Source organism: Sphingomonas kyeonggiensis (genome assembly GCF_014204495.1).
Lineage (GTDB): Bacteria > Pseudomonadota > Alphaproteobacteria > Sphingomonadales > Sphingomonadaceae > Sphingomonas > Sphingomonas kyeonggiensis_A.
In genome coordinates, this window is sequence record NZ_JACHLN010000002.1 from 81,423 (window position 1) to 106,526 (window position 25,104).

The 25,104-nt window shown below is 67.7% G+C and carries 8 protein-coding genes; 6 read left to right on the forward strand and 2 right to left on the reverse strand.

What is annotated here, in order from left to right; all coding sequences use genetic code 11:
- Window positions 1-118: 118 nt before the first annotated feature.
- The gene (locus tag HNP52_RS08185; protein ID WP_184165319.1) at window positions 119-11,977 is read right to left on the reverse strand and encodes an S-layer family protein; all 11,859 of its coding nucleotides are present in this window, start codon (window positions 11,975-11,977) and stop codon (window positions 119-121) included.
- Between the two features lie 80 nt (window positions 11,978-12,057).
- Window positions 12,058-13,722, reverse strand: coding sequence for a ShlB/FhaC/HecB family hemolysin secretion/activation protein (locus HNP52_RS08190; RefSeq protein ID WP_184165321.1), 1,665 nt, complete (start codon window positions 13,720-13,722; stop codon window positions 12,058-12,060).
- Between the two features lie 414 nt (window positions 13,723-14,136).
- Here HNP52_RS08190 and HNP52_RS08195 point away from each other — a divergent pair, with 414 nt between their 5' ends.
- The 6 genes from HNP52_RS08195 to HNP52_RS08220 all read left to right on the forward strand — a co-directional run bounded on the left by HNP52_RS08195 (window position 14,137) and on the right by HNP52_RS08220 (window position 25,091).
- Complete coding sequence (locus HNP52_RS08195) at window positions 14,137-15,018, forward strand: transglutaminase-like cysteine peptidase (protein ID WP_184165324.1); 882 nt, start codon at window positions 14,137-14,139, stop codon at window positions 15,016-15,018.
- Window positions 15,019-15,332: 314 nt separating this feature from the next.
- Window positions 15,333-17,618, forward strand: coding sequence for a glycoside hydrolase family 3 protein (locus tag HNP52_RS08200; RefSeq protein WP_260396018.1), 2,286 nt, complete (start codon window positions 15,333-15,335; stop codon window positions 17,616-17,618).
- An 89-nt stretch (window positions 17,619-17,707) separates the two neighbouring features.
- Entirely contained in the window at window positions 17,708-20,824 is a 3,117-nt protein-coding gene (locus HNP52_RS08205; RefSeq protein ID WP_221416218.1) for a TonB-dependent receptor, read from the forward strand.
- 111 nt (window positions 20,825-20,935) lie between these two features.
- Window positions 20,936-22,486, forward strand: a complete 1,551-nt coding sequence (locus HNP52_RS08210; protein ID WP_221416220.1) for a tryptophan halogenase family protein — start codon at window positions 20,936-20,938, stop codon at window positions 22,484-22,486.
- Entirely contained in the window at window positions 22,483-24,036 is a 1,554-nt protein-coding gene (locus HNP52_RS08215; RefSeq protein WP_184165330.1) for a tryptophan halogenase family protein, read from the forward strand. Before HNP52_RS08210 ends, HNP52_RS08215 begins: the two co-directional genes overlap by 4 nt.
- Window positions 24,036-25,091, forward strand: coding sequence for a LacI family DNA-binding transcriptional regulator (locus tag HNP52_RS08220; RefSeq protein WP_184165333.1), 1,056 nt, complete (start codon window positions 24,036-24,038; stop codon window positions 25,089-25,091). The genes HNP52_RS08215 and HNP52_RS08220 overlap by 1 nt, the downstream gene beginning before the upstream one ends.
- Window positions 25,092-25,104 lie beyond the last annotated feature (13 nt).

The following is a 25,104-nucleotide window of genomic DNA, read 5'->3' on the forward strand; positions in this document are numbered from 1 at the left end:
GATCCTAGACCTCCTGAACGAGGACCGCAAAGCTTTGCTCCGTTCCGGGCGGGCGCAGGTGACGAAAAGGCCGGGAGTTTCCCCCCGGCCTCCTTCGTACACGATGGGACGTGACGGATTACTGCCCGGCCAGCTCTTCCTCGACCTCGAGGTTGCTGTCGTCGAGCTGGATGATGATCGCGGTGTAGCCGACGCGCAGCAGCTCGCCGAGTCGGCTGACGCTGTTGACCACCACCGGCGGGCGCTGGTTGCTCCTGCCGTCGCCGGCCGGAGCGATCAGGCCGAGGGCGAGGCCGGTCGGCAGCTGGATCTCGCCATTGGCCGCGACCCTGCCGCCCGCCGGGATCACGAAGGTATCGATGATGATCTGGCGGGCATCGGTGGTGCCGGTGCCGATCACCGGCTGGTCGTTCACGAACAGCGTGCCGGTGTTGTTGGTGTGGATCTCGCTGAACACGCCGGTCACCGTGCCGCTGGGTGCCGTCACCGTCACCACCGCGCCGTTCACCGTGACGTCGATCGGGCGGAGCGAAGTCAGCGTGATCGCGCCCGGGCTGGTGTAGCTGCCCGTGAGGTTGCCGTTGGTGGCGACCGAGACGCCGCCAGTGCCGGTAACGGTGGCACCCACCGCGCCGCTCTGCGAGGTCAGCGAGGCCGAGCCGCCGCTGGTGACGGTCGAGGAGATCGCGCCGCTGGCCGTGGCGAGCGATACCGCGCCACCCGCGGTGATCGGGCCTGTGATGCTGCCGCTGGTCGTGCTGGCGGTGACCGCGCCGCCGGCGTTGACGCTGCCGCTGATCGCGCCGGTGGTGGTCACCAGTTCGACCGCGCCGGTTGCGGTGACCGGGCCGGTGATCGAGCCGCCGCTGCTGCTCACCGAGACGTTGCTCTGCGCGGTGATCGCGCGGCTGACCGAGCTGCCATAGTCGAGGTCGACCGGGCCGCCTGCGATGATCGAGCCGCTGCCCGTACCGCCTGCGTTGATCGTCACCGAGCCGCCGGCGCGGATCGGTCCGCTCTCATTGCCGGCCACGCGTGCGTTGACATTGCCCAGCGTGTCCAGCGTGTTGGCGCTGAACGCCTGCGAGCCGCTGAGGACCGAGGTGAAGGTGCCGGCGAGCTTCACGGTGGCACCCGTGAAGTCGTGGCCGGTCACGCTCATCGTGCCGAGGCGGATCGCGTCGGTGCCGGCATTGCCGATCGTCACGTCGCCGCTGTTCGCGGTCAGGCCGTTGCCGGCGGTGAAGGTCACGTTCTGCTGCGCGTTCACCGTGCCGACGAGATCCGGCTGGATGCTGATCGCACCGCCGGCGCCGCCGGGCAGGGTGGTGTTGAAGGTCGTGCTGCCCTGGGTCAGGCGGACGGTCGCGCCGGTGCCGCCGGTGAAGGCCAGGCTGTTCGCCGCATAGGTGCCGCCATTGAGCACGGTGCTGCCGGCATTGACCGTGGTCGCGCCGAGGCGGCGGGTGGCGCCGCTGTTGCCCAGCGCCACCGAGCCGGAGCCGGCGTTGAGCGCGAGGCCCTGGCTGCCGGCCACCGCCGCATCGACCGTGCCCAGCGTGATCGCGCCATTGACGGTGGTCACGCTGGTGTTGCCCGCCAGGTTGGTCGCGCCGGCGACCGTGAAAGCGCCGCCGGCGGTCGTGTAGGCGCCATTCAGGCTGGTCGCGCCGGTGTAGCTCTGGGAACCGACGGTTGAGACGCCGTTTGTTGCAATGGTTGCGCCGGAAAGGGTCAGGCTGGCCAGCCCCGTGACTGCTCCGACGGAGACAGTCCCCGTACCCGTGTTCACGCCGAAGTTCGCACTGCCGCTGACATTGCCCAGCGAGACATTGCCGCCGGTGGTGGTCACGGTAGTAGCGCCGGCCAGGCTGGTGGCGCCGTTCACCGCGAAGCTGCCGGCAGCATAGGCGCCGCCCAGCACGGTGGCGCCGGTGTAGCTCTGCGCGCCGCTGGTCGAAGCACCGGCAGTGACGATCGTGCCGCCGGTGACCGACAGCGAGGCGAGGCCCGACGCCGCGCCGAGCGTGACATTGCCCGTGCCAACATTGACGACCAGAGCGTTCAGACCGCTGGTTGCGCCGAGCACGGCGTTGCCGCCCTGGGTGGTAACCGTGGTGGCGCCGGCCAGCGTGACGGCGCCGCTGACGGTGAATCCGCCACTGCTGGCGTACACTCCGTTCAGACTGGTCGCACCCGTATAGTTCTGTGCGCCGAGGGTAGCGGCTCCGGTGGTGGCGATGTTCGCGCCGGTAACCGCCAGAGAAGCAATGCCGTTCACCGCGCCGAGGGTGACGCTGCCGGTGCCGGCATTGACGGTGAGGCCGCCCGCGCCGCCGACCGTGCCGAAGCTTGCACTGCCGCCCGCGGTGGCGACGCTCACGGCATTCACCGTGCCCGCCGCGCCGTTGACCGTGAAGGCGCCGCCGCCGGTGTTGTACGCGCCGTTGAGGCTGGTTGCGCCGGTGTAGCTCTGCGCGCCGGTGCTGCTCACGCCCGAGGTGGCGATCGTCGTGCCGGTGGCGGTGAGCGAAGCCAGGCCCGAAGCGGCGCCGAGCGAGACGCTGCCGCCGGTCACGGCAAGCGCATTGCCGCCGCCCGCGATCGTGCCGAGCGCAGCATCGCCGGTGGTGGTGACGCTGGTCGCACCGGCCAGCGTCGCGGCACCCGCGCTGAAGCTGGCGGCGTCATAGCTGCCGTTCAGCACGGTATCGCCGGTATAGCTCTGCGCGCCGCTGGTCGAGGCGCCGGCCGTGGCGATCGAGCTGCCGGTTGCCGAGAGCGCGGTGAGGCCGCTCACGGCACCCAGCGTCACGTTGCCGCCCGCGCCGACCGTGAGCGCCTGGGCGCCGGTGATCGCGCCGCCGAAGCTGGCATTGCCGCCAGCGGTGACGCTGGTGTCCTCCGCCAGGTCGGTCGCGCCGTTGACGGTGAAGTCACCGCCCGCGCTGTGCTCGCCGGCGAGGCTGACCGAGCCGGTATAGCTCTGCGACCCGCTGGTCACCGCGCCATAATTGTTCACGACGCGGCCGGTGAGCGAGAGATCGGTGACGCCGGTCACCGAGCGGACGAGCACGGTGCCGTCGCCGCCGGCATTGGCCGAGAAGCTGGTGCTGCCGTTGCCGATCACCGAACCCATGGCGATGCTGCCATCGATATTGGTGTTCATCACGGTCGAGCCGGTGAGGATCGCATTGCCGAGCACACTGAAGTTGCTCGCGCTGTAATTGCCGCCGAACCGGGTCTCGCCGAAATAGGTCTGGCCACCGACCGTCGAGGCGCCGGCCGTGGTGATCGTCGCGCCGGTGACGGTGAGCGACGTGATGCCGTTGACCGCGCCCAGCGTCACATTGCCTGTGCCGGCGTTGAGGTTCAGCGCGCTGTTCGGGCCGACGATGGCACGGAAGCTGGCGTTGCCGCCCTGCGTCGTCACGTTGGTGGCGCCGAGGGCGAGAGTCGAAGTGCCGGTGACGGTGAAGGTGCCGCCATTGGTGGTGTAGTTGCCGCGCAGCAGGGTCGCGCCGGTGTAGCTCTGCGCGCCGCTGGTGACAGCGCCGTTGGTGGCGATGCCGGTGCCGGTCACCGAGAGCGAGGTCAGGCCATTGACCGCGCCGAGCGTGACGCTGCCGGTTGCCGCCAGGGCGAGCGCGCGCGCGCCGCCGATCGTACCGAAGACGGCATTGCCGCCTGCCGTGACGCTGGCGTTGCCGCCAAGCGTCGTCGCGCCGTTGACGGTGAAGGCGCCGCCGGCGGCGTAGGTGCCGTTGAGGTTGGTCGAGCCGGTGTAGCTCTGCGCGCCGGACGTGACTGCGCCCGCGGTGGTGATCGACCCGCCGCTCGCGGTCAGCGTCCCGAGGCCCGAGACGGCGCCCAGGGTCAGGCTGCCGATGCCGGTGTTGACCGAGAGGCTGTTGCCGGTACCGGTGGCGCCGACCGTGCCCAGCGTGGCGCTGCCGCCCGACGTGGCGATGCTGGTGTTGCCGCCGAGCGTGCTTGCCCCGTTGACTGCGAAGCTGCTGCCGTTGGTCGCGTAGCTGCCCGCGAGGGTGGTCGCGCCGGTGTAGCTCTGTGCCCCGATAGTGGTGGCACCGGCCGTGGCGATGTTCGCACCGGTCGCCGAGAGCGAGGCGATGCCGCTGACCGCGCCGAGCGTCACATTGCCGGAGCCGGCGTTGACGCTGAGGCCGCCCGCACCGCCGACGGTGCCAAGGCTCGCATTGCCGCCCGAGGTGGCGACGCTGACCGCGTTGACCGTGGTTGCCGCGCCGGTGACGGTGAAGGCGCCGCCGTTGGTTGCGTAGCTGCCGTTCAGCGTGGTCGCGCCGGTATAGCTCTGCGCGCCGCTGGTCGAGGCGCCGGAGGTGGCGATCGTCGCGCCGGTTGCGGAGAGCGAGGCAAGGCCGGTCACCGCGCCCAGCGTGACGGCGTTGGCGCCTCCATCGATCGCCAGGGTGCCCGTGCCGCCGATGGTGCCGAAGCCGGCATTGCCGCCCGCGGTGACGCTGGTGTTCGCGCCGATCGTCGTCGCGCCGTTCACGGTGAAGGCGCCACCCGCGGTGTAGGTGCCGGCCAGCGTCGTCGCGCCGGTGTAGGTCTGCGCGCCGGTGCTGGTCATGCCCGCGGTGGCGATCGTCGCGCCGGTGGCGGTGAAGGTGCTGATGCCGGTAGCCGTGCCGAGGACGACGTTGCCGGTGCCCGCGTTCACGGTGAGCGGGCTGGAGAAGCCGAAGCTGGCGAAATTGCCGAAGCTGGCATTGCCGCCCGCCGTGGTGACCGTCATCGCGCCGCCGAGCATCGAGGTGCCGTTGATCGCGAAGGCGCCGCCGCCGGTGCTGTAGGTGCCGACGAGCGTGGCCGAGCCGTTGAGCGTGAATGCGCCGCCATTGGTGGCATAGGTGCCCGAGAACGAGCCGCCGCCATTATAGGTCTGCGCGCCATTGGTGCTGGCGCCCTGCGAGAGGATCATGCCGCCGGTGCCGGTGAGCGTGCCGACATTGGAGACGGTGCCGAAGCGCAGCTGGCCGCCATGCGCGGTGGCGACGAGATTGTGGCCGTTGCCGGCGATCGTGCCGAAGTCGACGTTGAAGCCGGTGTCGCTGCCATTGCCGTCGACATTGGCGTCGGCGGTCAGCTGGGTCGCGCCGCCGAAGGTCAGGCTGCTGCCGGCAGCGAAGTTTCCGCCCAGCGAGATGAGGCTGCCGCTGTAGAGCTGCGCGCCGCTGGTGGTGGCGCCCACGGTCGTGATGCTGGTGCCGTAGACGGACAGGTTGGCGAGGCCGCTGGCGAGGCCGATGACGACGTTGCCGCTGCCCGCGCGGAGCGTGAGGTCGGTCGCGCCGGTGATCGCGCCGAGCGCGATATTGGCATTGCCCGTGCTGGTATCGACTTGCGTGACGCCGGCGAGCGTCGTCGCGCCGTTCACGGTGAAGGCGCCACCCGCGGTGTAGGTGCCGTTCAGCGTGGTCGCGCCGGTATAGCTCTGGGCGCCGCTGGTCGAAGCGCCCGCCGTGACGATTTCGTCCGCGCTGATCGCGATCGAGGCCAGGCCGGTCGCCTGGCCCAGGCTGACGTCGCGCGTGCCGGCGGAGGCGCTGAACGCATGGGCGCCGGTGAGGCTCGCGATGCCGATATCGCCCTCGGTCATGATGATCGAGGTGTCGCCGGCCAGCGTGGCCTGGCCCGAAACGGTGAACCAGTCGCCGGCATAATAGGTGCCGTTCAGCGTGGTCGCGCCGTCATATTGCTGCGACCCGACCGTGTAGACAGGGGCGGCGACGATGCTCGTCCCGGTCACGGACAGGCTGTTCAGCACCGACTGGCCGAGCGAGACCGTGTTGCCGGTCAGCGTGAGGTTATAGGGCGAGAGGACCGAGCCGAGGTTCAGCGCGCCGCCCGCGAGCAGCGTCGTGTCGCCGGTCAGCACCATGCCGCTTGCGATGTTCATGTCGCCGGTGGCGGTGATGCTGGTGCCGATATTGGTGCCGGCGGCGCCCGCGCCGAAGCTCAGGCTGTTGACGGTGATCGGGCTGGTCATGTTCAGCACGCGCGGCGCGTCGAGCGTCACATTCTCGTTATAGGTCCCGCCGCCGATATAGACGGTGCCGCCCGAGACCACGGCATCGAGGCCGCCCTGGAGGTTGAGCAGGGTGCGCTGGCTGCCCTGGGCGCCGGCGGTGCCACTAGTGGTGACATAGGCGCGGGTGCGGTTCGCCGCGCTGTAACCCTGGTTGTAGACCGCCATGCCGCCATTGGCCGCGGCGAGGGCGAGCAGGCGGGCCTGCTCGCTGAGCGGCGTGTTCGGGCCGAGCGCGCCGGCCGAAGGCGTGATCGTCGTGCCGTTCCAGATGCCGTTCAGATAGGTGATGATGCCCCATTCATTGCCGAACGCGCCTTCGCTGTTGCCGGCGATGTTGAGGTTCGAGCCGTCGGTATACTGGACCGAGATCGCGCTCTTGGTGTTGTCGATGACGTTGTTGGTCAGCGACGTGCCGGTGTTGCGGCCGTCGATCAGGATGCCGTTGCGCACCCCGGTGATGGTGTTGCCGGTGACGGTGACATTGTCGGCGCCATTGGCGACGACGATGCCGCGGGTGATCGTCGGCCAGACATAGGTGACATAGCTCTGGTCGGCCGGGCCGAAGATCTCGAAGCCGGAGACGGTGACGCCGTCGGCGTTGATCGTGATGCCGTTGCTGCCGCTGGTGCTGGCGTCGATCTTCGCGCCGGCCGCGCCGATCAGCGATACGCCGTTGGTGGTGATCGACGCGTTCGCGCCATAGGTGCCGGCGGCGACGTTGATCGTGCCGCCCGTGCGGACGTCACGCGCGGCCGCGCTGATCGTCAGCCCGGGGACGACGGTGAAGATGTTGCTGAAGCCGGTGCCGGTATAGTTTTCGAGCGAGGTGCTGTAGCCGAAGCCGAGGCTGAGCCCGAACGTCGTGGCATCCTGAAGCGTCGTGCGGAAATAGGTGAACTGGCCGCCATTGGCGCGGTGATCGGTGTTGCGCAGGGCATAGCCATAGCCGGTCAGGTTGAGCTGGCCGAAGCCCTGCGTCGTCGATTCCAGCTGCGAGAACAGCCCGTTGAATTCCTCGAAATTGTTCTGCGCGGCGTCGATGCTGATGTTGGTGGTCTGGCCGTCATAGCCACCCGCGCGGTTGGTCTGATAGAGCGCGACGCCGCCCCAGTTGTTGTTCAGCGTGTGGACGCCGTTCAGCGTGACGTTCGCGCTGTCGGTGATCTGGACGCCGGCGCCCTCGGTGTTCTGGCCGTCGGCGGTGAAGTTGGTGATCGTGACGCCGACGGCGCCGTTGATGTCGAGCTCGGCGCGGCGCGAGCCCTTCACCGTCACGTCGCTGATCGTGACGTTGCTGATGCGCTGGCTCGGCGCGTAGCTGACCGGGTTGGGCTGGACCTTGATGCCGTAATTGCCGCCCGAGAGCGTGCTGCCGAGCAGGGTGAAGTTGGCGAGACTGGTGTTGTCGGCATAGACGCCGATCGTGCCGAGACCGCCGCCATTGTTGACGGTGCGGCCGTCGAGGATCGTGCCGGCCTGCGACTGGCCGATCAGCGCGATGCCGCGATCGATCTTGAGCTGCGCGCCGAGCACATAGGTGCCGTCGAGGATACGCACCGTGTCGCCGGCCTGGGCGCGGGCGATCGAGGCGTCGATCGTGCTGGTGATGCGGATGTCGGGATCGCCGCCTGCCGTGATCGTGGCACGAGCGCTGGTCGAGCTGCCCTCATAGGCGAGCACGCCACCGCGCAGGAAGCTGTTGCCGTTGTTGCGGAACACATCGTCCCAGGCGAAGGCGCTGCTCAGCAGGCCGACGGTGCGCACGGGGATATCGACGTCGAAGCTGTTGCCGGTCACCGTCACCGCGCCGGCGTAGAGCTGCTGCCACGGCGTGTTGGGCATATAGCCCTGGATCTGGAAGCCGCGCATGCCGGTGAGGCTGCTGGTCAGGCTGTTGTTGGCGAAGACCCGGTTCGAGGCGTCTGTGGTGCGGCCGGCGCCCGCGGCGACGACGACCATCGCGCTGGCATAGGTGCCGCCGAGGAACTTGTTGCCGGTGATCGTGAAGCTCTCGAGCCGGGTGCGGGCCGGATCGTTGAAGTCGTCGATATAGAGGTTGGCGGCGGTCTGGTTGCCGCTGTTGTCGATCACCGAGTTGCGCAGGGTGAAGGCGTTGCCGATCACCTCGACGGTCTTGTTGTCGCCGGCGGCGGCGGGCTTGAAGCCCAGGCCCTCGATGGTGATGCCGTTGCCCGAGATGAAGTGCTGCGCGCCGAAACCGGCCTGGTAGCGGGCGGTGATGAAGGCGGCGACGTCGTCGGCGTCGGTGATCGCGTTGCCGGCGGCATCGACGCCGCGCAGGGTGATGTTGTCCTTGTAGAGGTACAAGCCGAAGCTCTGCGCGCCGGCATCGCCGTAGTAGCCGACGCCGGTGACGCCTTCGAGATAGTCGCCCGGGCGGATGGTGACGATGGCGCCGGGGGCGGCTTCGTTGACCGCCGCCTGGATGTTGCGGCTGAACGTGTGATAGCCGGTCGCCGAAAGGTCCGACCAGGCGCCGGCGCCGGTCAGCGTGTTGGCGGCGAGCAGGTCGGCGAAGCTGGCCGTGCCCAGCGCGGCGTCGCTGATATAGAGGCCGTTGGCGGTATAGGCGACGCCGGCCATGTCGAAGGCGTTGCCGGTGAGGGTCGCGCCCGCGCCGCGCACGCGCAGCATCGCGCCGAAGCCGCCGGTGGTGGTGGCGAAGCTGTTGCCGGTGATCGTCGAGCCGGCGGAGTCGATCGTCACGCCGGTGTTCAGACCGGAATCGCCGTTGACCACATTGTTGGTGAAGCTGATCCCGCCGCCCACGCCGCCGCCGCCGAGTGCTACGAGCTGGCGCGAGACGTTGGGCACGGTGAACTGGTCGCCGGTCGCGGGGGCCGCGCCGACATAGGTCTTGCCGGTGATGATGTTGCCGTCGACGACCAGCCCGGTGATCGCATAGCCCCATTCGGAGACGAGGCCGAGATCGCCCGCGGCGACGATGCGGTTGCCGGTGATCCGCGAGCCGGTGTTGGTCTGCTGGAGATAGACCGCGGCGGTCTCGCTGCCCGGGTTGCCGTTCTCGATGCCGTTGATCGTGAAGCCGCTGAGCGTCGTATTGCTCGAGCCCGCCGCCAGCGTCACCGTGCCGAGCGCGCCGACGCCCGAGATGCCGTTGATCGTGGTCACGTCGCGGCCGGCGCCGAGCAGGCTGACGCCCGCCTTGTTGATCACGACGTTCTCGGCATAGGTGCCGGCGCCGACATTGATGCTGCCGCCCGCGCGGACATCGCGCGCCGCCGCGCCGATGCTCATGCCGGCGATCACGGTGAAGCTGTTGTCGCCGCCGGTGCCCGCCCAGCCTTCGACCGAGGCGCTGGCGCCCAGCGCGGCGGCATAGCTGGTCGCGTTGCCCAGGCCGGTGCGGAAGAAGATGTACTCGCCGTTGCGGACGATGCTGTCGAAGCCCGCGATGCTCAGCGCTCCCGCATTGTGGAGCGTCGAGCTGTCCTGCAGGTACAGGCCATTGGCTTCGCCAAAGCTGTTATTGCCCTCGATCGTGATGCCGGTGAGCTGCTGGTCGCTGCCGGTCGGGCGGTTGGCCAGGTACAGCGCAAGGCCGCCCCAGGCGTTGTTCGAGGTGGTGGAGTTCCTGACGAGGATATCGGCGCTGTCGGTGATCGAGATGCCGTTGCCGGCGAGCGCGCCCGTCACATTGACGTTGTCGATCGTCGCGCCGATCACCGAGTTCAGGTCGAGCCCGGTCTTGCGCGAGCCGCTGATCGAGACGTTGCTGATCGCGAAATTGTCGATCCGGGCATTGCCGTTGGCATCGCCCGCGCCGACCTCGACCTTCATGCCATAGGTCGAGCTGCTCGACGCGCTGGGAGCGAGCAGGGTGAAGTTGCCGACCGACACGTTATCGGCATGGACGCGCATGCCGTAGACGCCGAGGCCCGAGGCGTCGAAGATCGTGCCCGCCTCGCTCGCGCCGAGCAGCGTCAGGCTCTTCTGGATGAACAGCGTGTTCGACAGGTTGTAGGTACCGTCGGCGACGTTGACGGTACCGCCGGTGACCACGGCGTTGACGCCGGCCTGGACGCTGGCGAGCGTGCCGAGGCGGCTGCCCTGGTTGCTGTCGCTGCCGGTGGTAGAGACATAGACAGCGGTGCGGTTCGACGCCGAATACGCCTGGTTCTGTACTTCCATGCCGCCATTGGCGGCGCGCAGCGCGAGCAGGCGCTGCTGCTCGGCGAGCGGGGTGCTGGCGCCGAGCGAACCCTGCGAAGGCAGGATGGTGACGCCATCCGCCTGCAGGATGCCGTTCAGGTGGAGGTTGATGCCCCACTCATTGCCATAGGTGGAGCCGTGATTGCCCGTCATCGTGACGTTCGATCCGTCGGTATACTGGATCGAGATCGCCGACTTGGTGTTGTCGATCGTGTTGTTGAGCAGATAGGTGTTCGTGTTCCGCCCATCGACGATGATGCCGGTGCGGATGTCGTGGATGTTGTTGTTCAGCAGCTGGACGGTGTCGGCATAGCGATTGACGAAGATGCCGCGCGAAACGGTGCTGCCCCAGGCATAGCTGGTATAGCCGCTCGTTGCCGGACCCGAGATCTCCAGGTTCTTGATCGTGACGTAATCGCCCCAGATGTCGATCGCGTTCTCGATCCCGCTGGTCCAGCCGATCTTCGCGACGCCCTGGCCGTCGATCGTCACGTCGCTCGCGTCGATGCGGACGCCCGACCGGTAGACGCCGGCGCCGAGCCGGATCGTGGTGCCGAAACCGGTGGTGCCGATCACGCCCAGCGCATCGTTGATGTAGTTGCCGAGGCCGGTGGTGTCGGTGCCGTTGTTGCTCAGGTTGAGCTTCAGCGCGGTGGCGGTGCTGACCTTGCCCGCGCCATAGATGTGCGGCGCGGTGATGTTGACCGTGCCCGAGGCTCCGCTGAGGTTGCCCGAGATGTTCACGGCCTGATCGGAGCTGATCAGGATGTTCTGGCTGATGCTGGCGCGATCGTTCGCCGCGACCGTGCCGCGCAGGTTCGCGCTGCCGCCCACCGCCTCGAGCACGATCGTGCCATTGTCGATCGTGGCGGAATCGACGCTGAGCGTGCCGGTGTTGACGAGATTGTCGACCGCAGCGCCGGCGCTCTTCGCCGACATCTGGATGCGGCCGCCCTCGGCGAAGATCTGGCCGTTATTCTCGACCAGCGCGCTGCTCGCGGGCACGCCGATGCTGAGCAGGCCGTCGCCGGCGAGGTCGAGCGTGAAGGCGGTGCCGCCGCCCAGCTGGACACGGCCGGCGGTGGCGGTGATCACGCCGCTGTTGCGCACCGTCGGCGCGACAAAGGCGGCGAGGCCGAGATTGCCGGCGGTGATGTTGATGTTGCCGTTGACGACGATCTCGCCGCCGGTGGCACCGGTGATGTCGAGATTGCCGCCCGACATGAAGGCGGTCTGGTCGATGTCGCCGGTCGAGGCGATCAGGCTGCCGACATTGACGTTGGCGGTGCCCGAGAACAGCACGCCGTTCGGGTTGAGGATCGCCACCCGGCCGTTCGCATTGAGCTGGCCGGCGATCTCCGACGGCGCGGCGCCGCTGATCACGCGGTTGACCGCGATCGAAGTGGTGGAGGGCTGGACGAAGGTGACGCTCGCGCCCGATCCGATGTCGAACGTGTTCCAGTTGATCACCGCGCGATCGGTGTTCTGGTTGATCGTCATGCTCGACGGGGTGGGGGTACCGATCGTCGCCGATCCTGCCACGACGTCGCCGCCGGTGGGCAGGGCATTGGAAGCGAGCTGGGCATGCGCCGGATTGGCGAGCATGATCGCCGCGACCGCCGCCGAGACCAGCAGGCTCGATCGTTTCAGACGGCGCGAGGCCTGGCTCGAGGCAATAGCGGCCTTGGCGCGGTGCAGCTTGCTCATATCCCTCATCCCTGTTCGGCCGCTTCGGGGTGGCCAGCCCGCAATTCTCAGTCAGGTACGCACGCGATCGGCAGAGCCGATCAGAACGACATGCTCAGCGAGAAGAAGACCCGGCCATCCTTGTCGCCGCGCGAGGCGACGGGCCGGTTGATCGGCTTGGCATACTCGACCGAGCCGTTGATGCCGGGCCGCAGCCCGATACGGATGCCGCCGCCCGCCGATTCCAGCGAGGCGGTGAGCGGCTCGCCCGGCAGCGGGTGGTTCTGCGCGACCTTGCCGGCTTCGTAGAAGCCATAGGGCTGGACCGTGCCGCCCTGGAAATTGCCGGCGTAGAAGACCTCGATCCGGCCGGCGGCGCCCTTGTCGCCGGTCACTTCGGACGGATCATAGGCATGGGCGAACTGCTCGCCGCCCAGCCCGAACTCCTCGCTCGCGAGCAGGCTCTGGCCGCTATACTGGACCGTGCCGCTCGCCTGGAAATAGAGGCCGCCGCCCACGCCATAGGCAAAGGAGACTTCGGCGTTCAGCCGGGTGAACACGCCCGAGCCGGTCGCGCGCGACTTGTTCGCATCGCCGCGCACCGTCGCACCCAGCGCGTCGAACCCCTGGGTGACCGAGGCACGCACGTTCAGGATCCCGCCCCAGGGCGCGGCATAATTGCCGTAGAGCTCGGCCTGCACGGTGCGGGTGGCATCGTCGAAGATCGGATCGATGACGACGTTGCGCGAGCTGCTGTCGCGGCCGGTGAACACCAGCCGGCCGAACAGATTGGTCTCGCGGCTGCGTACGAACGGATAGCGCAGCGCGACGCCATAGGTGGCGCTGCGGCCGCGCAGATCGAGCAGGCGGAGCTCGTCGCCCGGATGGGTAGCGGCATAGCTGCCGAACGCGGTGAGGCGCAGGCCCGAACTGCCGATCGGCTGGTCATAGCTGAGCGACAGGAAACCCAGTTCCCTGTGGGCCGGCGCGCTGACCGCGGTGATCGAGATGCGCTCGCCCGCGCCGAGCATGTCGTTGAACGACAGGCCGCCATAGATCTGGACCGGGCCCAGCCAGCGCGAGCCGCGATTGTCGGCGGCGACAAAGCCCTCGATCCCCTTGCGCTCGACCGCCAGCGTCAGGTCGGCGGCGCCGACTTCGCTGGGGGAGGGGGTGAGCACTGCGCGGACATCGACGCCCTGCAGGTCACGGGCGAGCAGCAGCGCCCGGGTAAGCGATGCGCCCGAGGTGGGGCGCTCGGCGGCGACGCTGGCCAGATAGCCGCGCAGATAGGGCGCATAGCCGCCGGCCTCGCCCTCGATCTTTGTCGCGCCGATATGGCCCTCGACCACCTGGATCGTCAGCACGCCATTCTCGATGCGCTGCGGGCCGACCACCGCGCGCGACAGCACGAAGCCACGGCGGCGATATTCGGCGGTGACTTCCTCGGCGAGCTTGAACAGCTCGGCGAGCGGCATGTCGCGGTTGAGATAGGGTGCGGCGATCGCATCGAGCGCGGCGACCGGCACGGCGGTCACGCCCTCGAAGCGCACCGCGGTCAAGCGGACCTGCACGGCGGACTCGGGCGTGCCCTGCTGGCGGGGAAGCTCGGGCACATCGACCGAGCGGGCATCGGGGACCTTGTCCGCCGGGCGCAGCCGCTCGTCGAGTCGTCCGGGATTTACGGTCTGCTGGGCGTGCGCCGCCTCGATCGGCACGATCGCGGCCGCAGCAATAATAAACAACCAGCGACGGTTAAGTCCCATAGCCCCGGTCCCCCCTCCGAGATTTGCGCAGCCGGAAACGATGCCCCGAATCGGTTGCATTAGAGTCGGGTCTTACAATGGCTTTGTGGGACTCAGGAAGATGGAGTCAGCGTTAACTGGCCAATATTTGCAATAATGCACTGATCCACAACGGGACTATTTGTTTATGTCTGCTTTGTTTCTGGATAGATCATGAGTCATAGATTCCGTTCACTGTGCGTTCTGCGGGTTAAACCAATGCGTAACCATAAATAATAACCATTCTCAGTGGCTTATACTTAGGGGTTTGTTAGCCCGACCTTAGGGCGCCCGGGCGTATCCCAGCCTCCGTAGAACCGGGGGTTTGGGGCTTTGCGTCGCGTATCTTCATCGCGGCTGGTGCTTGCCTGTGCGGCACTGGCCTGGGGGCAGTCCGTGTCCGCCGCGATGGCGGCCGCGGGTGATTCGGCGGGCGAGGGCGTGGTTGCGCTTCGCCTGGCGGATGCGCCGCGCTGGACCGATGTGCTTGCCCGCGCCGCACGCGATCCGGCCGCTCGAAACCCGCTTCATTGCATGATGCCCGCCGATGAGCTGCCGGCCGAATGCGGTCCCTCGGGCTGGCGTGCCGCCTTTGCCGGGCTGCAGGGAAAGCCGGTTGCCGATCGGGTCGCCGGCGTCCAGGCGGTGGTCAACAAGCTGCCCTATGTTCCGGATCTCGCCAATTGGGGCATGGCGGATCGCTGGGAAACACCCGCCGAGATGTTCGCGCGCGGTGGCGACTGCGAGGATTTCGCGCTCACCAAATATTTCGCATTGCGCGAGCTGGGGCTTGCCGAGTCCGCGATGCGGCTGGCGATCGTGTGGGACAATCGGGATGCCGAGCAGCATGCGGTGCTGTTCGTCGAGGCGGACGGGCAAAGCTGGGTGCTCGACAACAAGTTTGCCGCGCCGGTGGCTGCTGCCGAACTGGCGGCGCGCTACCGGGTGATCTGGTCGGTCAATCGCGACGGCGCGACGCTTGCGGTGTCGGATGACGCGGGGCAGGGGCCACGCCTGCGCACCACCCGCGGCGGCAGGATGCTGGTGTTGCGCACCCGCCCGATCCGCCGCGAGCGGATTGAGCCTGCGGGCGCGCCGCGTATCGAGGTTGCCGCTGTCCGGCCTGTTCCGGCGGGCATCGCACGGCTGGGTGCCGCCGTGCCGGCCGGGGAATCGCCGGGTCAGTCGATTGAAAGCGCTTCCAAAAATCGCGAAAAATCGGTGCGCGACGAGCTTGTTCGAGCCGGCGAAATAGCGGTCCGCTACGCCGGAAAATAGCCGAAAACCTGCCGGAATATCGCTTTCTTACAACACTTTGACTGTAAGCTGCCACTATGGCTGTAACAAAATTGAGAACGTTCTTGAGAACGCTCTCAATTTATGCTCTAAGCACCTCATTGGAGCGCAAGACTCCGCGAACGATAGAGGGGTGTTGGAACAGGCTGCCGTGCGCGCCACGAGGTGTCGTCGGCTTAGTTTGTCGCTGAATCCGACAGCGTTGTCGGAATAGGCCTCCCCCAGGTTGGATCGGATAAACAGGCACGCCCCCGGGCGTGCGCGGCGCTGTTGCATGCGCCGAAGGGGAGAGGTGAATGTTGTTCAGCCTGCGGCACGTGGCGCGCTCCATGGCGTTGCTTGCCACCACCGCGCTTGCCGGGACGATGACCGCGCACGCGCAGGTCGCACCCGCCGCGTCACCGGCTCAAGCCGATCCTTCCGCCCGCCCCTGGGCCGATCCCAAGCTTCCCGCGGCTGCCCGCGTGGAGATGCTCCTCGCGGCGATGACGCTCGAGGAGAAGCTGGCGCTCGTCTACACTTGGTTCCCGCCCTTCGCGAAGGGGCCCGACGCGCCGACCGACCTGATCCCCTCGGCCGGCCAGCAGCCGGCGATCCCGCGCCTGGGCATCCCGGCGCTGCGCGAGACCGATGCCAGCCTCGGCGTCGCCAACCAGGTCGAGCAGCGCAAGGGCGATACCGCCACCGCGCTCCCTTCGGGCCTGGCGCTCGCCGCCAGCTTCGATCCCAAGCTCGCCTATGAGAGCGGCGCGATGATCGGTGGGGAGGCGCGGGCCAAGCGCTTCAACGTGATGCTCGCCGGCGGGATCAACCTGACCCGCGACCCCTGGGGCGGCCGCAACTTCGAATATCTGGGCGAGGATCCGCTGCTCGCCGGCACGCTTGCGGGCGAGTCGATCAAGGGCATCCAGTCGAACCGCATCATCTCGACGATCAAGCATTTCGCGCTGAACGCGCAGGAGACCGGCCGCTTCGTCAGCGATGCGAAGATCGGCGAGGCGGCGTTCCGGGAAAGCGACCTGCTCGCCTTCGAGCTGGCGATCGAGCGCGGCAAGCCGGGCTCGGTGATGTGCGCCTACATGTCGGTCAATGGCGACTTCGCCTGCGAGAACGCGTTCCTGCTCAACACCGTGCTCAAGCAGGACTGGGCCTATCCGGGCTTTGTGATGTCCGACTGGGGGGCGGTGCATTCGACGGTGAAGGCGGCGCGCAACGGGCTCGACCAGCAATCGGGCGGCGAGCTCGACACGCATCCCTTCTTCCGCGCCGATCTGCGCAAGGCGGTGGAGAGCGGCGCGCTGCCGATGGCGCGGCTCGACGACATGGCGCGGCGCATCCTCAATGGCATGTTCTCGGCGGGCGTGATGGACGCGCCGGTGGTCGAGACGCCGCAGCCGATCGATACCGCGAAGAACGCCGACGTCGCCCAGCGCGCGGCCGAAGCGGGCATCGTGCTGCTCAAGAACGAGAAGAACATCCTGCCGCTGGCGAAGACCGCCAAGCGGATCGTGCTGATCGGCGGCCATGCCGATATCGGCGTGCTCTCGGGCGGCGGCTCGTCGCAGGTCCGCTCGACCGGCGGCATTCCGCTGGAGATCCCGCTCAAGAACGGCCCGGCCGCGTCCTTCGTGCGCGTGACCTGGCACGCGTCCTCGCCGCTCGCGGCAATCCGTGCGCTGGCCCCCAAGGCGCGCGTCGATTTCGTCGATGGCAGCAACCCCGAAGCTGCCGCCGCGGCGGCGAGGAACGCGGACCTGGCGATCGTCTGGGCCACCCAGTGGACCACCGAGGCCGAGGATCCCGAGACGATCGACCTGGAGGGCAACCAGAATGCGGTGATCGCTGCGGTTGCCGCCGCCAATCCGAAGACGGCCGTGGTGCTCAATACCGGCGGACCGGTGCTGATGCCCTGGCTCAAGCAGGTGCCGGCGGTGCTTGCCGCCTGGTATCCCGGCCAGCGCGGCGGCGAGGCGGTGGCGCGAGTGCTGTTCGGCGAGGTGAACCCCTCGGGCCGCTTGCCGATCACTTTCCCGGCATCGATCGACCAGGCGCCGCGCCCCACGGTGCCGGGCTTCGACCAGGTCAAGGCATCGCCCGATCGCGGGCAGGACGCGCGGGCGATCAAGCCGTTCGTGATCGATTACAAGGAAGGCTCGGACGTCGGCTATCGCTGGTACGCCAAGCAGGGCCAGCGTCCGGCTTTCCCGTTCGGCTACGGGCTCAGCTACACCCAGTTCGCCTATGCCAACCTCAAGGTGGAGGGCGGTGCCGCGCTGACGGTGAGCTTCGACGTCACCAATCGCGGCAGGCGCGAAGGCGCCGATGTGCCCCAGCTTTACGTGACTCCGGCCACGGGCACCCGCCCGCTGCGCCTCGCGGGCTTCGAGCGGGTGACGCTCAAGCCCGGCGAGACCCGCCGGATCACGCTCACCGCCGAGCCGCGCATCGTCGCGGACTACGACACCGCCCAGCCGGGCTGGCACGTCGCGGCGGGAACCTATCGCGTCGCGATCTCGCGGGATGCCGGACAACCGGTGCTCACGGGCGCGGCGGATTTGCAGGAGCGCCGGCTGGCGCCCTGACGGGACAGCACCGGGTGAGGCGCGCGTAGATGCGTCGAGGTGCGGAACAGAGTGGGAGGACGAAGGGAATGAAGGGAATATCCAGTTTGATGGCCGGCTTGCTGGCGACGACCGCGATGGTCGCGCCGGCATGGGCCCAGGATACGGCTGTGGTGCCGCAGGACACGCAGGACGCGGGTGAAGAGATCGTCGTCACCGGCATCCGTGCGTCGCAGGCCAAGTCGGTCGATATCAAGCGCAACGAGACGGCGATCGTCGATGCGATCTCGTCGGAAGACATCGGTAAGCTGCCGGACGTGACGATCGTCGATGCGCTGCAGCGCATCTCGGGCGTCCAGATCCAGCGCAGCGCCGGCGAAGGCTCGACGGTCAACATCCGCGGCCTGCCGCAGGTGATCACGCTGCTCAATGGCGAGCAGTATCTGAGCCCGGGCAACCTCGGCACCGCGCAGCCGAACCTCAATGACATCCCGGCGCAGCTGATGAACGCCGTGGTCGTCTACAAGTCGCAGGACACGCGCAACGCGCTGTCGGGCATCTCCGGCACGATCGACCTGCGCACCCGCCGTCCGTTCGACATGAAGGAAGGCTTCGTGTTCTCGGGGCAGGGCGAATATGCCCGGGGCTCGAACACCAAGCATAACGACTATCTGTTCAGCGGCCTGGCCAGCTGGCGCAGCGACCGCTTCGGCGCGATGGTCGGCGCGACCTATAGCCGCAACCGCCTGGGCAACAGCTATGCCGGCATCGGCGGCGGCGTGTTCGGCAACAACGACTGGGGCGGCTCCGGCAACAACTGGATCTCGCCGCACGGCTATGAATTCTTCAACCGCGAAGTCGAGCGCCAGCGCTTCGGCATCAACGGCGCCGTCCAGTTCAAGATCGACGACGACTGGACCGTCACCGGCGAAGTCTTCCACACCGAGCTGGTCGAGCACAACCGCGCCGCCGGCATCAACATCTCGAACCGCTGGAACGGCCTTGGCTGGACCACGCCGACCGACAGCACGCCCTCGGGCCAGACCGCCGGCAACGGCCAGCCCTGGCTGGACGTGAACCAGTATGATCTCAATGTCTGGTGGTTCAACTCGTTCTCGGTCAACCGCACCGCGCGCGAGCACTCGACCAACTACAATTTCCAGATCGACTACGACAAGGACAACTTCAAGTTCAGCGCCCGCGCGCTGAAGTCCAACGCCAACATGCGCAGCATGAACGGCCAGGTGCAGGGCGATCTGAGCAACTGGCAGTACGCGCCGGGCCGCGCCTTCACGCTGTTCCGCAACGCCGCCGACCGCACCCGTGGCCCGTTCTACCCGGCGAACATCGCGTCGCAGTATCCCGCGTCGCAATATTCGAACGGCGTGGTCGGTTCGCGCGGCGGGCGCTACATCAACCCGAATCCGCTCGGCTATGGCCAGGACCCGCAGCTCCATCTCGACCTGCGCGGCTCGAACCCGGCGATCAGCGGCTTCGACACCGCCATCTCGGGCGGCCTGGGCGCCGGCAAGACGCTCAAGGACTATATGGCCAATCTCGACAGCTATGCTGTCGCGGCCTTCTCGTCCGAGGGCAACCAGGAGAACCATGCGAGCCTGGGCGTGTTCCGCGCCGATGGCAGCTATGATTTCGACGAAGGCGGCCTGTTCGGCCTGCTCAACCGCGTCGATGTCGGCGTCCGTCGTTCGGACCGCCAGACCCAGATCCGCAACTTCCACCTCTTCTCGAACTTCTACGGCGGCAACGGCGCCGCGGTTCCGGAAGGCTGCCTTGCGCAGTGGAAGGCGATCGACGTGGTGATGGACAACGCCCAGTGTTCGGCGGGCGAGTTCGTTTCCAACCCGGGGTACAATGCGGCACTGCCGGCGGCGACCGCGCCGTCGAACTGCACCGCGGCCACGGTGGCCAACACGCCGACCTGCTTCCAGGGCTATACCGTCAACCGTCCGACCAAGCTCAACGCCTATACCCCGGTCTATTTCCAGACCAACTGGGGCGGCGTGGTCAACGGCATGCCGGGCCTGTGGGTCGCCGATCCCAAGGCGTTCGACGACGTGAAGGCGTTCCAGGACAAGGTGTTCGGTCCGTCGACCGAAGTCACCATCCCGGGCAACACCTATGACGTCGACCTGGTCGAGGAGAGCGCGTACCTGAACACCGCCTTCTCCACCGGCGGGTTCAAGGCCAATCTCGGCCTGCGCGTGATCAACACCAAGCTGACCGTGAAGCAGAACCTCACCGGCGACACGCGCGCCTATGGTGACACCAACCTTGATACCGGCGACGTGGTTTCGCGCCGCTCGTATCTCGACTGGCTGCCCACCGTCACGCTGTCGTACGACTTCACGCGCCAGCTGCGGGTCCGTGCGGCCTTCGCCAAGACGATGATCCCGCTGGATCTGGGCAATTATGGCGGCGGCCTGACCATCTCGACCGCGGACTCGCCCTGCTCGGGCACGCCGGGGCCGACGGACGCGCCGTGCGGCGTGCGCCAGGTCACCGGCGCCAGCTCGAGCGGCAACCCGAACCTCAACCCGTGGCGTTCGAACAACTATGACGTGAGCCTGGAATATTATCTGGGTCGCGCCTCGATGTTCAACGTCGGTGCGTTCAAGCTGGACATCAACAGCTTCGTCCAGAGCCGCACCACGCCGGGCGCGGGCCGCTTCGCCGACGGTGACGGCGTGATCCGTCGCGCGGTTCCGGTGACGCAGCCGGAGCAGGGGACGGGTGGGTCGTTGCAGGGATTCGAAGTGGGGGCGAAGCTTGCCTTCAGTGACCTGATCGGCAGCGGTTTCTTCCGCAACTTCGGTATCGACGCCAACTACACCTATTCGGACAGCAAGCAGAACGGCCGTGCACTCGACGGTTCGCGCTTCCCGTTCCCGGATAACTCGAAGAGCCAGGTCAACCTGGTCGGCTGGTACCAGGACGATCACCTGCAGCTGCGCGTGGCGTACAACTACCGCACGCCGCGCCTGGCCTCCACCTTCGGCGGCATCGGCATCTACCAGGATACCGCGCAGTATGTGGACGCCAACGTGACCTACAACATCAACGACGCCTTCGCGGTCTACGTGAACGGCTCGAACATCTTCGGCGAGCGCGAGCGCTACTACTTCCAGTTCGACGACGACTCGAAGCAGTACCACTCGCAGAACCGGTTCGAGCCGCGCTTCTCGGGCGGCGTGCGCGTCCGCTTCTAACGAGCCAACCCTCCTGGGCCGGCAGTTCCCATGGACTGCCGGCCCATTTTTCAGGAGCGAAGGCAGGCGGTTTCGCTTGCGATACCGTTACCAAGACTATCAGATGACATCATGAAGGATGGGGGAATGGCCAGCGGCGCGATCGAGCGTGTCGTCATCGTCGGCGGGGGCACCGCTGGCTGGATGGCGGCGGCAGCCCTGGGTTCATACCTGGCGGGGACGGGCACCCGGATCACCCTGATCGAAAGTTCGGAAATCGGCACGATCGGCGTCGGCGAGGCGACGATCCCGACCATCCGGCGCTTCTACGCCAGCCTCGGCATGACCGACGCCGAAGTGATGCGCGCCTGCGAGGCGACCGCCAAGCTGGGCATCCGCTTCGTCGACTGGAAGCCCGGCACCAGTTTCGTCCACCCCTTTGGCCGCTTCGGGCAGGACCTGCGCGGCATCGACTTCCACCATTTCTGGGCAAAGGCCCGCGCCGCCGGCCAGGCCGCGCCGCTGGAGGAATATTCGCTGGGCGCGATGCTCGCCCGCGAAGGCCATGCCAGCGTGCCCTTGCCCAATCCGCCGAGTCAGCTCTCGATCTTCGACTGGGCGCTGCATTTCGACGCCGCGCTGTTTGCCGCGCACATGCGCAGCTTCGCCGAGCGCAGCGGCGTCACGCGGATCGACGCGAAGATCACCGACGTGTCGCTGGATGGCGAGACCGGCTTCATCGAGGCCGTGACGCTGGGCAGCGGCGAGCGGATCGAGGGCGACCTGTTCATCGATTGCTCGGGCTTCCGTGGTCTGCTGATCGGCGAGGCGCTGGGCGTCGGCTACCAGGACTGGTCGCACTGGCTACTCTGCGACGGCGCCTTTGCGGTGCAGAGCGAGCGAGTGGGCTTGCCCCCGAGCTGCACCACCGTCACCGCGCGCACCGCCGGCTGGCAATGGCGCATCCCGCTGCGCAGCCGCGAGGGCAATGGCATCGTCTTTTCGAGCAGTTTCCAGAGCGATGACGAGGCGCGCGCCGAGCTGCTCGCCCATGTGCCGGGCAAGCCGACGATGGAGCCGCGCCGACTGCGCTTCACGCCGGGCCGCCGCGACGTTGCCTGGGCGAAGAATTGCGTGTCGCTGGGCCTGGCATCGGGTTTCCTCGAGCCGCTGGAATCGACCAGCATCGCGCTGATCGAGACGGGGATCGAGCGGCTGAAGCAGCTGTTCCCGGACAAGGGCTTCGATCCGGCGGTGATCGCCGAATACAATATCCAGTGCGCCGAGGAGATGGAGCGCGTCCGCGACTTCATCATCCTCCACTACACTCTCAGCACCCGCGAAGGGCCGTTCTGGCAGGCGTGCCGCGAGATGCGCCTGCCCGACACGCTGGCCGCCAAGATGGAACTGTGGCGGGCGCGGGGCGCGTTCATCCGCTATCGCTGGGAGATGTTCCACCCGGCATCCTGGCTGGCCATCTATGGCGGGTTCGAGCACCTGCCCGAGCGGATCGATCCCGGCGTCGCCGCGGTGAGCGTTGCCGAACTGGCGCCGGCGCTGGAGCAGATGCGGGCGGCGGTTGCCCGCACCGTCTCCGACACGCCGACGCATGAAGAGTTTCTCGCGACGGTGGACGGCGCCGCTGCCGAGCCCCGGAACCAGTCGCTAAGGACGCCCGCATGAACAACCCGGACGCGCTGCGCAAAGTCTGCATCGTTGGTGGCGGCACCGCCGGCTGGATCGCCGCCGCGGTGATGGCGCACCACATGAAGGGCAGGCTCTTCGAGATCGAGCTGGTCGAGAGCGACGACATCGGCACGATCGGGGTGGGGGAGAGCACGATCCCGCCCTTCCTCGAGCTGATCGCCAAGCTCGACATCAACGAGCAGGAATTCATCCGCGAGGTGCAGGCCAGCTTCAAGCTGGGGATCGAGTTCAAGGACTGGTGGAAGCAGGGCGAGACCTATTTCCACCCGTTCGGCGATGTCGGCCAGCGGATCGAGCTGAGCGACTTCTACCAGGTGTGGCGCAAGGCGAAGCTCAACGGCCATGACTTCGCGCTGCAGGATTTCGCGCCGGCCACGGTGATGGCGCATGCGGGCAAGTTCATGCTGCCGTTCAAGGCGCGGGGCACGCCGATCGCCGGCGCTTCCTATGCGCTCCACGTCGATGCCAAGCGCGTCGCCCAGTATCTGCGCGGCCATGCCGAGGCGCGCGGGGTGAAGCGGACCGAAGGCATCGTCACCGATGTCGCGCTCGACGATCGCGGCTTCGTCTCGACGCTGACGCTCAAGGACGGGCGGACCATCGACGCGGACTTCTTCATCGATTGCTCGGGCTTCCGCGCACTGCTGATCGAGAAGGCGCTGGGCACCGGCTATACCGACTGGTCCAACTATCTGTTCTGCGACCGCGCCATCGCCGCGCAGACCGAGAATGTCGGCCCGCCCAAACCCTATACGCTGGCCGAGGCGCAGGATGCCGGCTGGCGCTGGCGCATCCCGCTGCAGCACCGCACCGGCAACGGCCATGTCTTCGCGTCCGAATTCATGAGCGACGACGAGGCGACGCGGATCCTGCTCGACAAGGTGGAGGGCGAGGTGGTCGCCGGGCCGATGGTGGTGCCGTTCAAGACCGGCGTGCGCCAGCAGATCTGGCACAAGAATGTGCTGGCGATCGGGCTCGCTTCCGGCTTCATCGAGCCGCTGGAGAGCACCGCGATCCACCTGATCTATCGCGGCATGGACTTCTTCTTCCGCTTCCTGCCCGATCGCCACTGCGACCCGGCGCTGGCGGAGGAATATAACCGGCGGATGATCGCGGACTATACCGAGATCCGCGACTTCATCGTGCTCCACTATTGCACCACCGCGCGCGACGACACGCCGTTCTGGCGCAAGTGCCGCGACATGGAATGGCCGGACAGTTTGAAGGAGCGGGTGGAGCTGTTCCGCGCGAACGGCACGCTGCGCGAAGGGCTGGACGAGCTGTTCCGATCGGTCAGCTGGTTCTCCGTGCTCGACGGGATGGGCGAGCTGCCGCGCACCTATCATCCGCTGGTCGACCGGATCGACGAGGCCGGGCTCTATGCCGGTCTGGCGCAGGCGCGCGACCAGCTCGCGGGCTTTATGCAGCAGCTGCCGACCCAGCAGCAGTTCATCGATGCGCATTGCCGCGCGGAGAAGGTCGATCTAGGCCGGCCGGCCCAAGCTGCCATGTCTGCCGGGGTTTGATGCAGAAGAAGCGCGCGATCACGATCAAGGATGTTGCGGCCGAGGCGGGAGTCTCGCTGCAGACGGTGAGCCGCGTCATCAACAAGGGGCCGAACGTCACCGCCGGCGTGCAGGCGCGGGTGCAGGCGGCGATCGACAAGCTGGGCTATGTGCCGAGCCTGGCGGCACGGCGGCTGGGGGGATCGCGCTCCTATCTGATCCTGGCGTTCAACGACGAGCGGCCGACGCTCGAGGGCTGGCAGTCGCGGCGCGGCAATGACTGGGTCGACCAGATGCTGTTCGGCGGCATGCTCAAATGCGCCGAGCATGGCTATCGCATGCTGTTCGAGCTGGTGGATTCGCATTCGGACCAACTGGAAGCCCAGGTGCAGGCCGCGCTCTCGGCGCTGCATCCCGACGGGGTGATCCTGACGCCGCCGCACAGCGACGATCCGCGGATCACCGAGCTGCTCCACCGCAACGGGCTGATCTTCGCGCGGCTCGGCTCGCACCAGGAGGGCCCCGGCTTCGCGGTCTATATGGACGACGAGGCGGCGGCGCGGCGGGCGACCGAGCATCTGCTCGACCTGGGGCACACCCGCATCGCCTATGTCCAGGGCCATCCCGAATATGCGATGAGCCCGGACCGGCTGCGCGGCTTCACCAGCGCGATCGAGACGCGGGGTCTCAAGGTCGAGCCCGCCTATCTGCAGCCGGGCGACTTCACCTATGAGGCGGGCGTCGATGCGCTGAACACGCTCGCGTCGCTCGACGTGCCGCCGACCGCGGTGCTGGCGAGCAGCGACGAGATGGCGCTGGGCGTGCTGCACGCGGCCGGGCCGCTGGGGCTGTCGGTGCCGGGCGACCTGTCGGTGGTCAGCTTCGACGACACGCCGACGGTGCGGATGAGCGTGCCCGCGCTGACCGCGATCCGCCAGCCGATCGCGGCGATGACCGCGCGCGCGGCCGAGCTGCTGATCGAGGGCAAGGCGCGGGGCGGGGCGCCCGACTATGCGCGGCACCTGCTGCCCTTCGATTTCGTCGAACGTGTCTCGACCGCGCCGCCGCGGCGTTGACTTGGGCGCGGGG

What these genes read in the sequence shown, in the direction of transcription:
- HNP52_RS08215 (WP_184165330.1), top strand. Translation starts at nt 22,483, where the DNA reads ATGAACAACCCGGACGCGCTGCGCAAAGTCTGCATCGTTGGTGGCGGC.
- HNP52_RS08185 (WP_184165319.1), bottom strand. Translation starts at nt 11,977, where the DNA reads ATGAGCAAGCTGCACCGCGCCAAGGCCGCTATTGCCTCGAGCCAGGCC.
- HNP52_RS08210 (WP_221416220.1), top strand. Translation starts at nt 20,936, where the DNA reads ATGAAGGATGGGGGAATGGCCAGCGGCGCGATCGAGCGTGTCGTCATC.
- HNP52_RS08205 (WP_221416218.1), top strand. Translation starts at nt 17,708, where the DNA reads ATGGCCGGCTTGCTGGCGACGACCGCGATGGTCGCGCCGGCATGGGCC.
- HNP52_RS08190 (WP_184165321.1), bottom strand. Translation starts at nt 13,722, where the DNA reads ATGGGACTTAACCGTCGCTGGTTGTTTATTATTGCTGCGGCCGCGATC.
- HNP52_RS08200 (WP_260396018.1), top strand. Translation starts at nt 15,333, where the DNA reads ATGTTGTTCAGCCTGCGGCACGTGGCGCGCTCCATGGCGTTGCTTGCC.
- HNP52_RS08220 (WP_184165333.1), top strand. Translation starts at nt 24,036, where the DNA reads ATGCAGAAGAAGCGCGCGATCACGATCAAGGATGTTGCGGCCGAGGCG.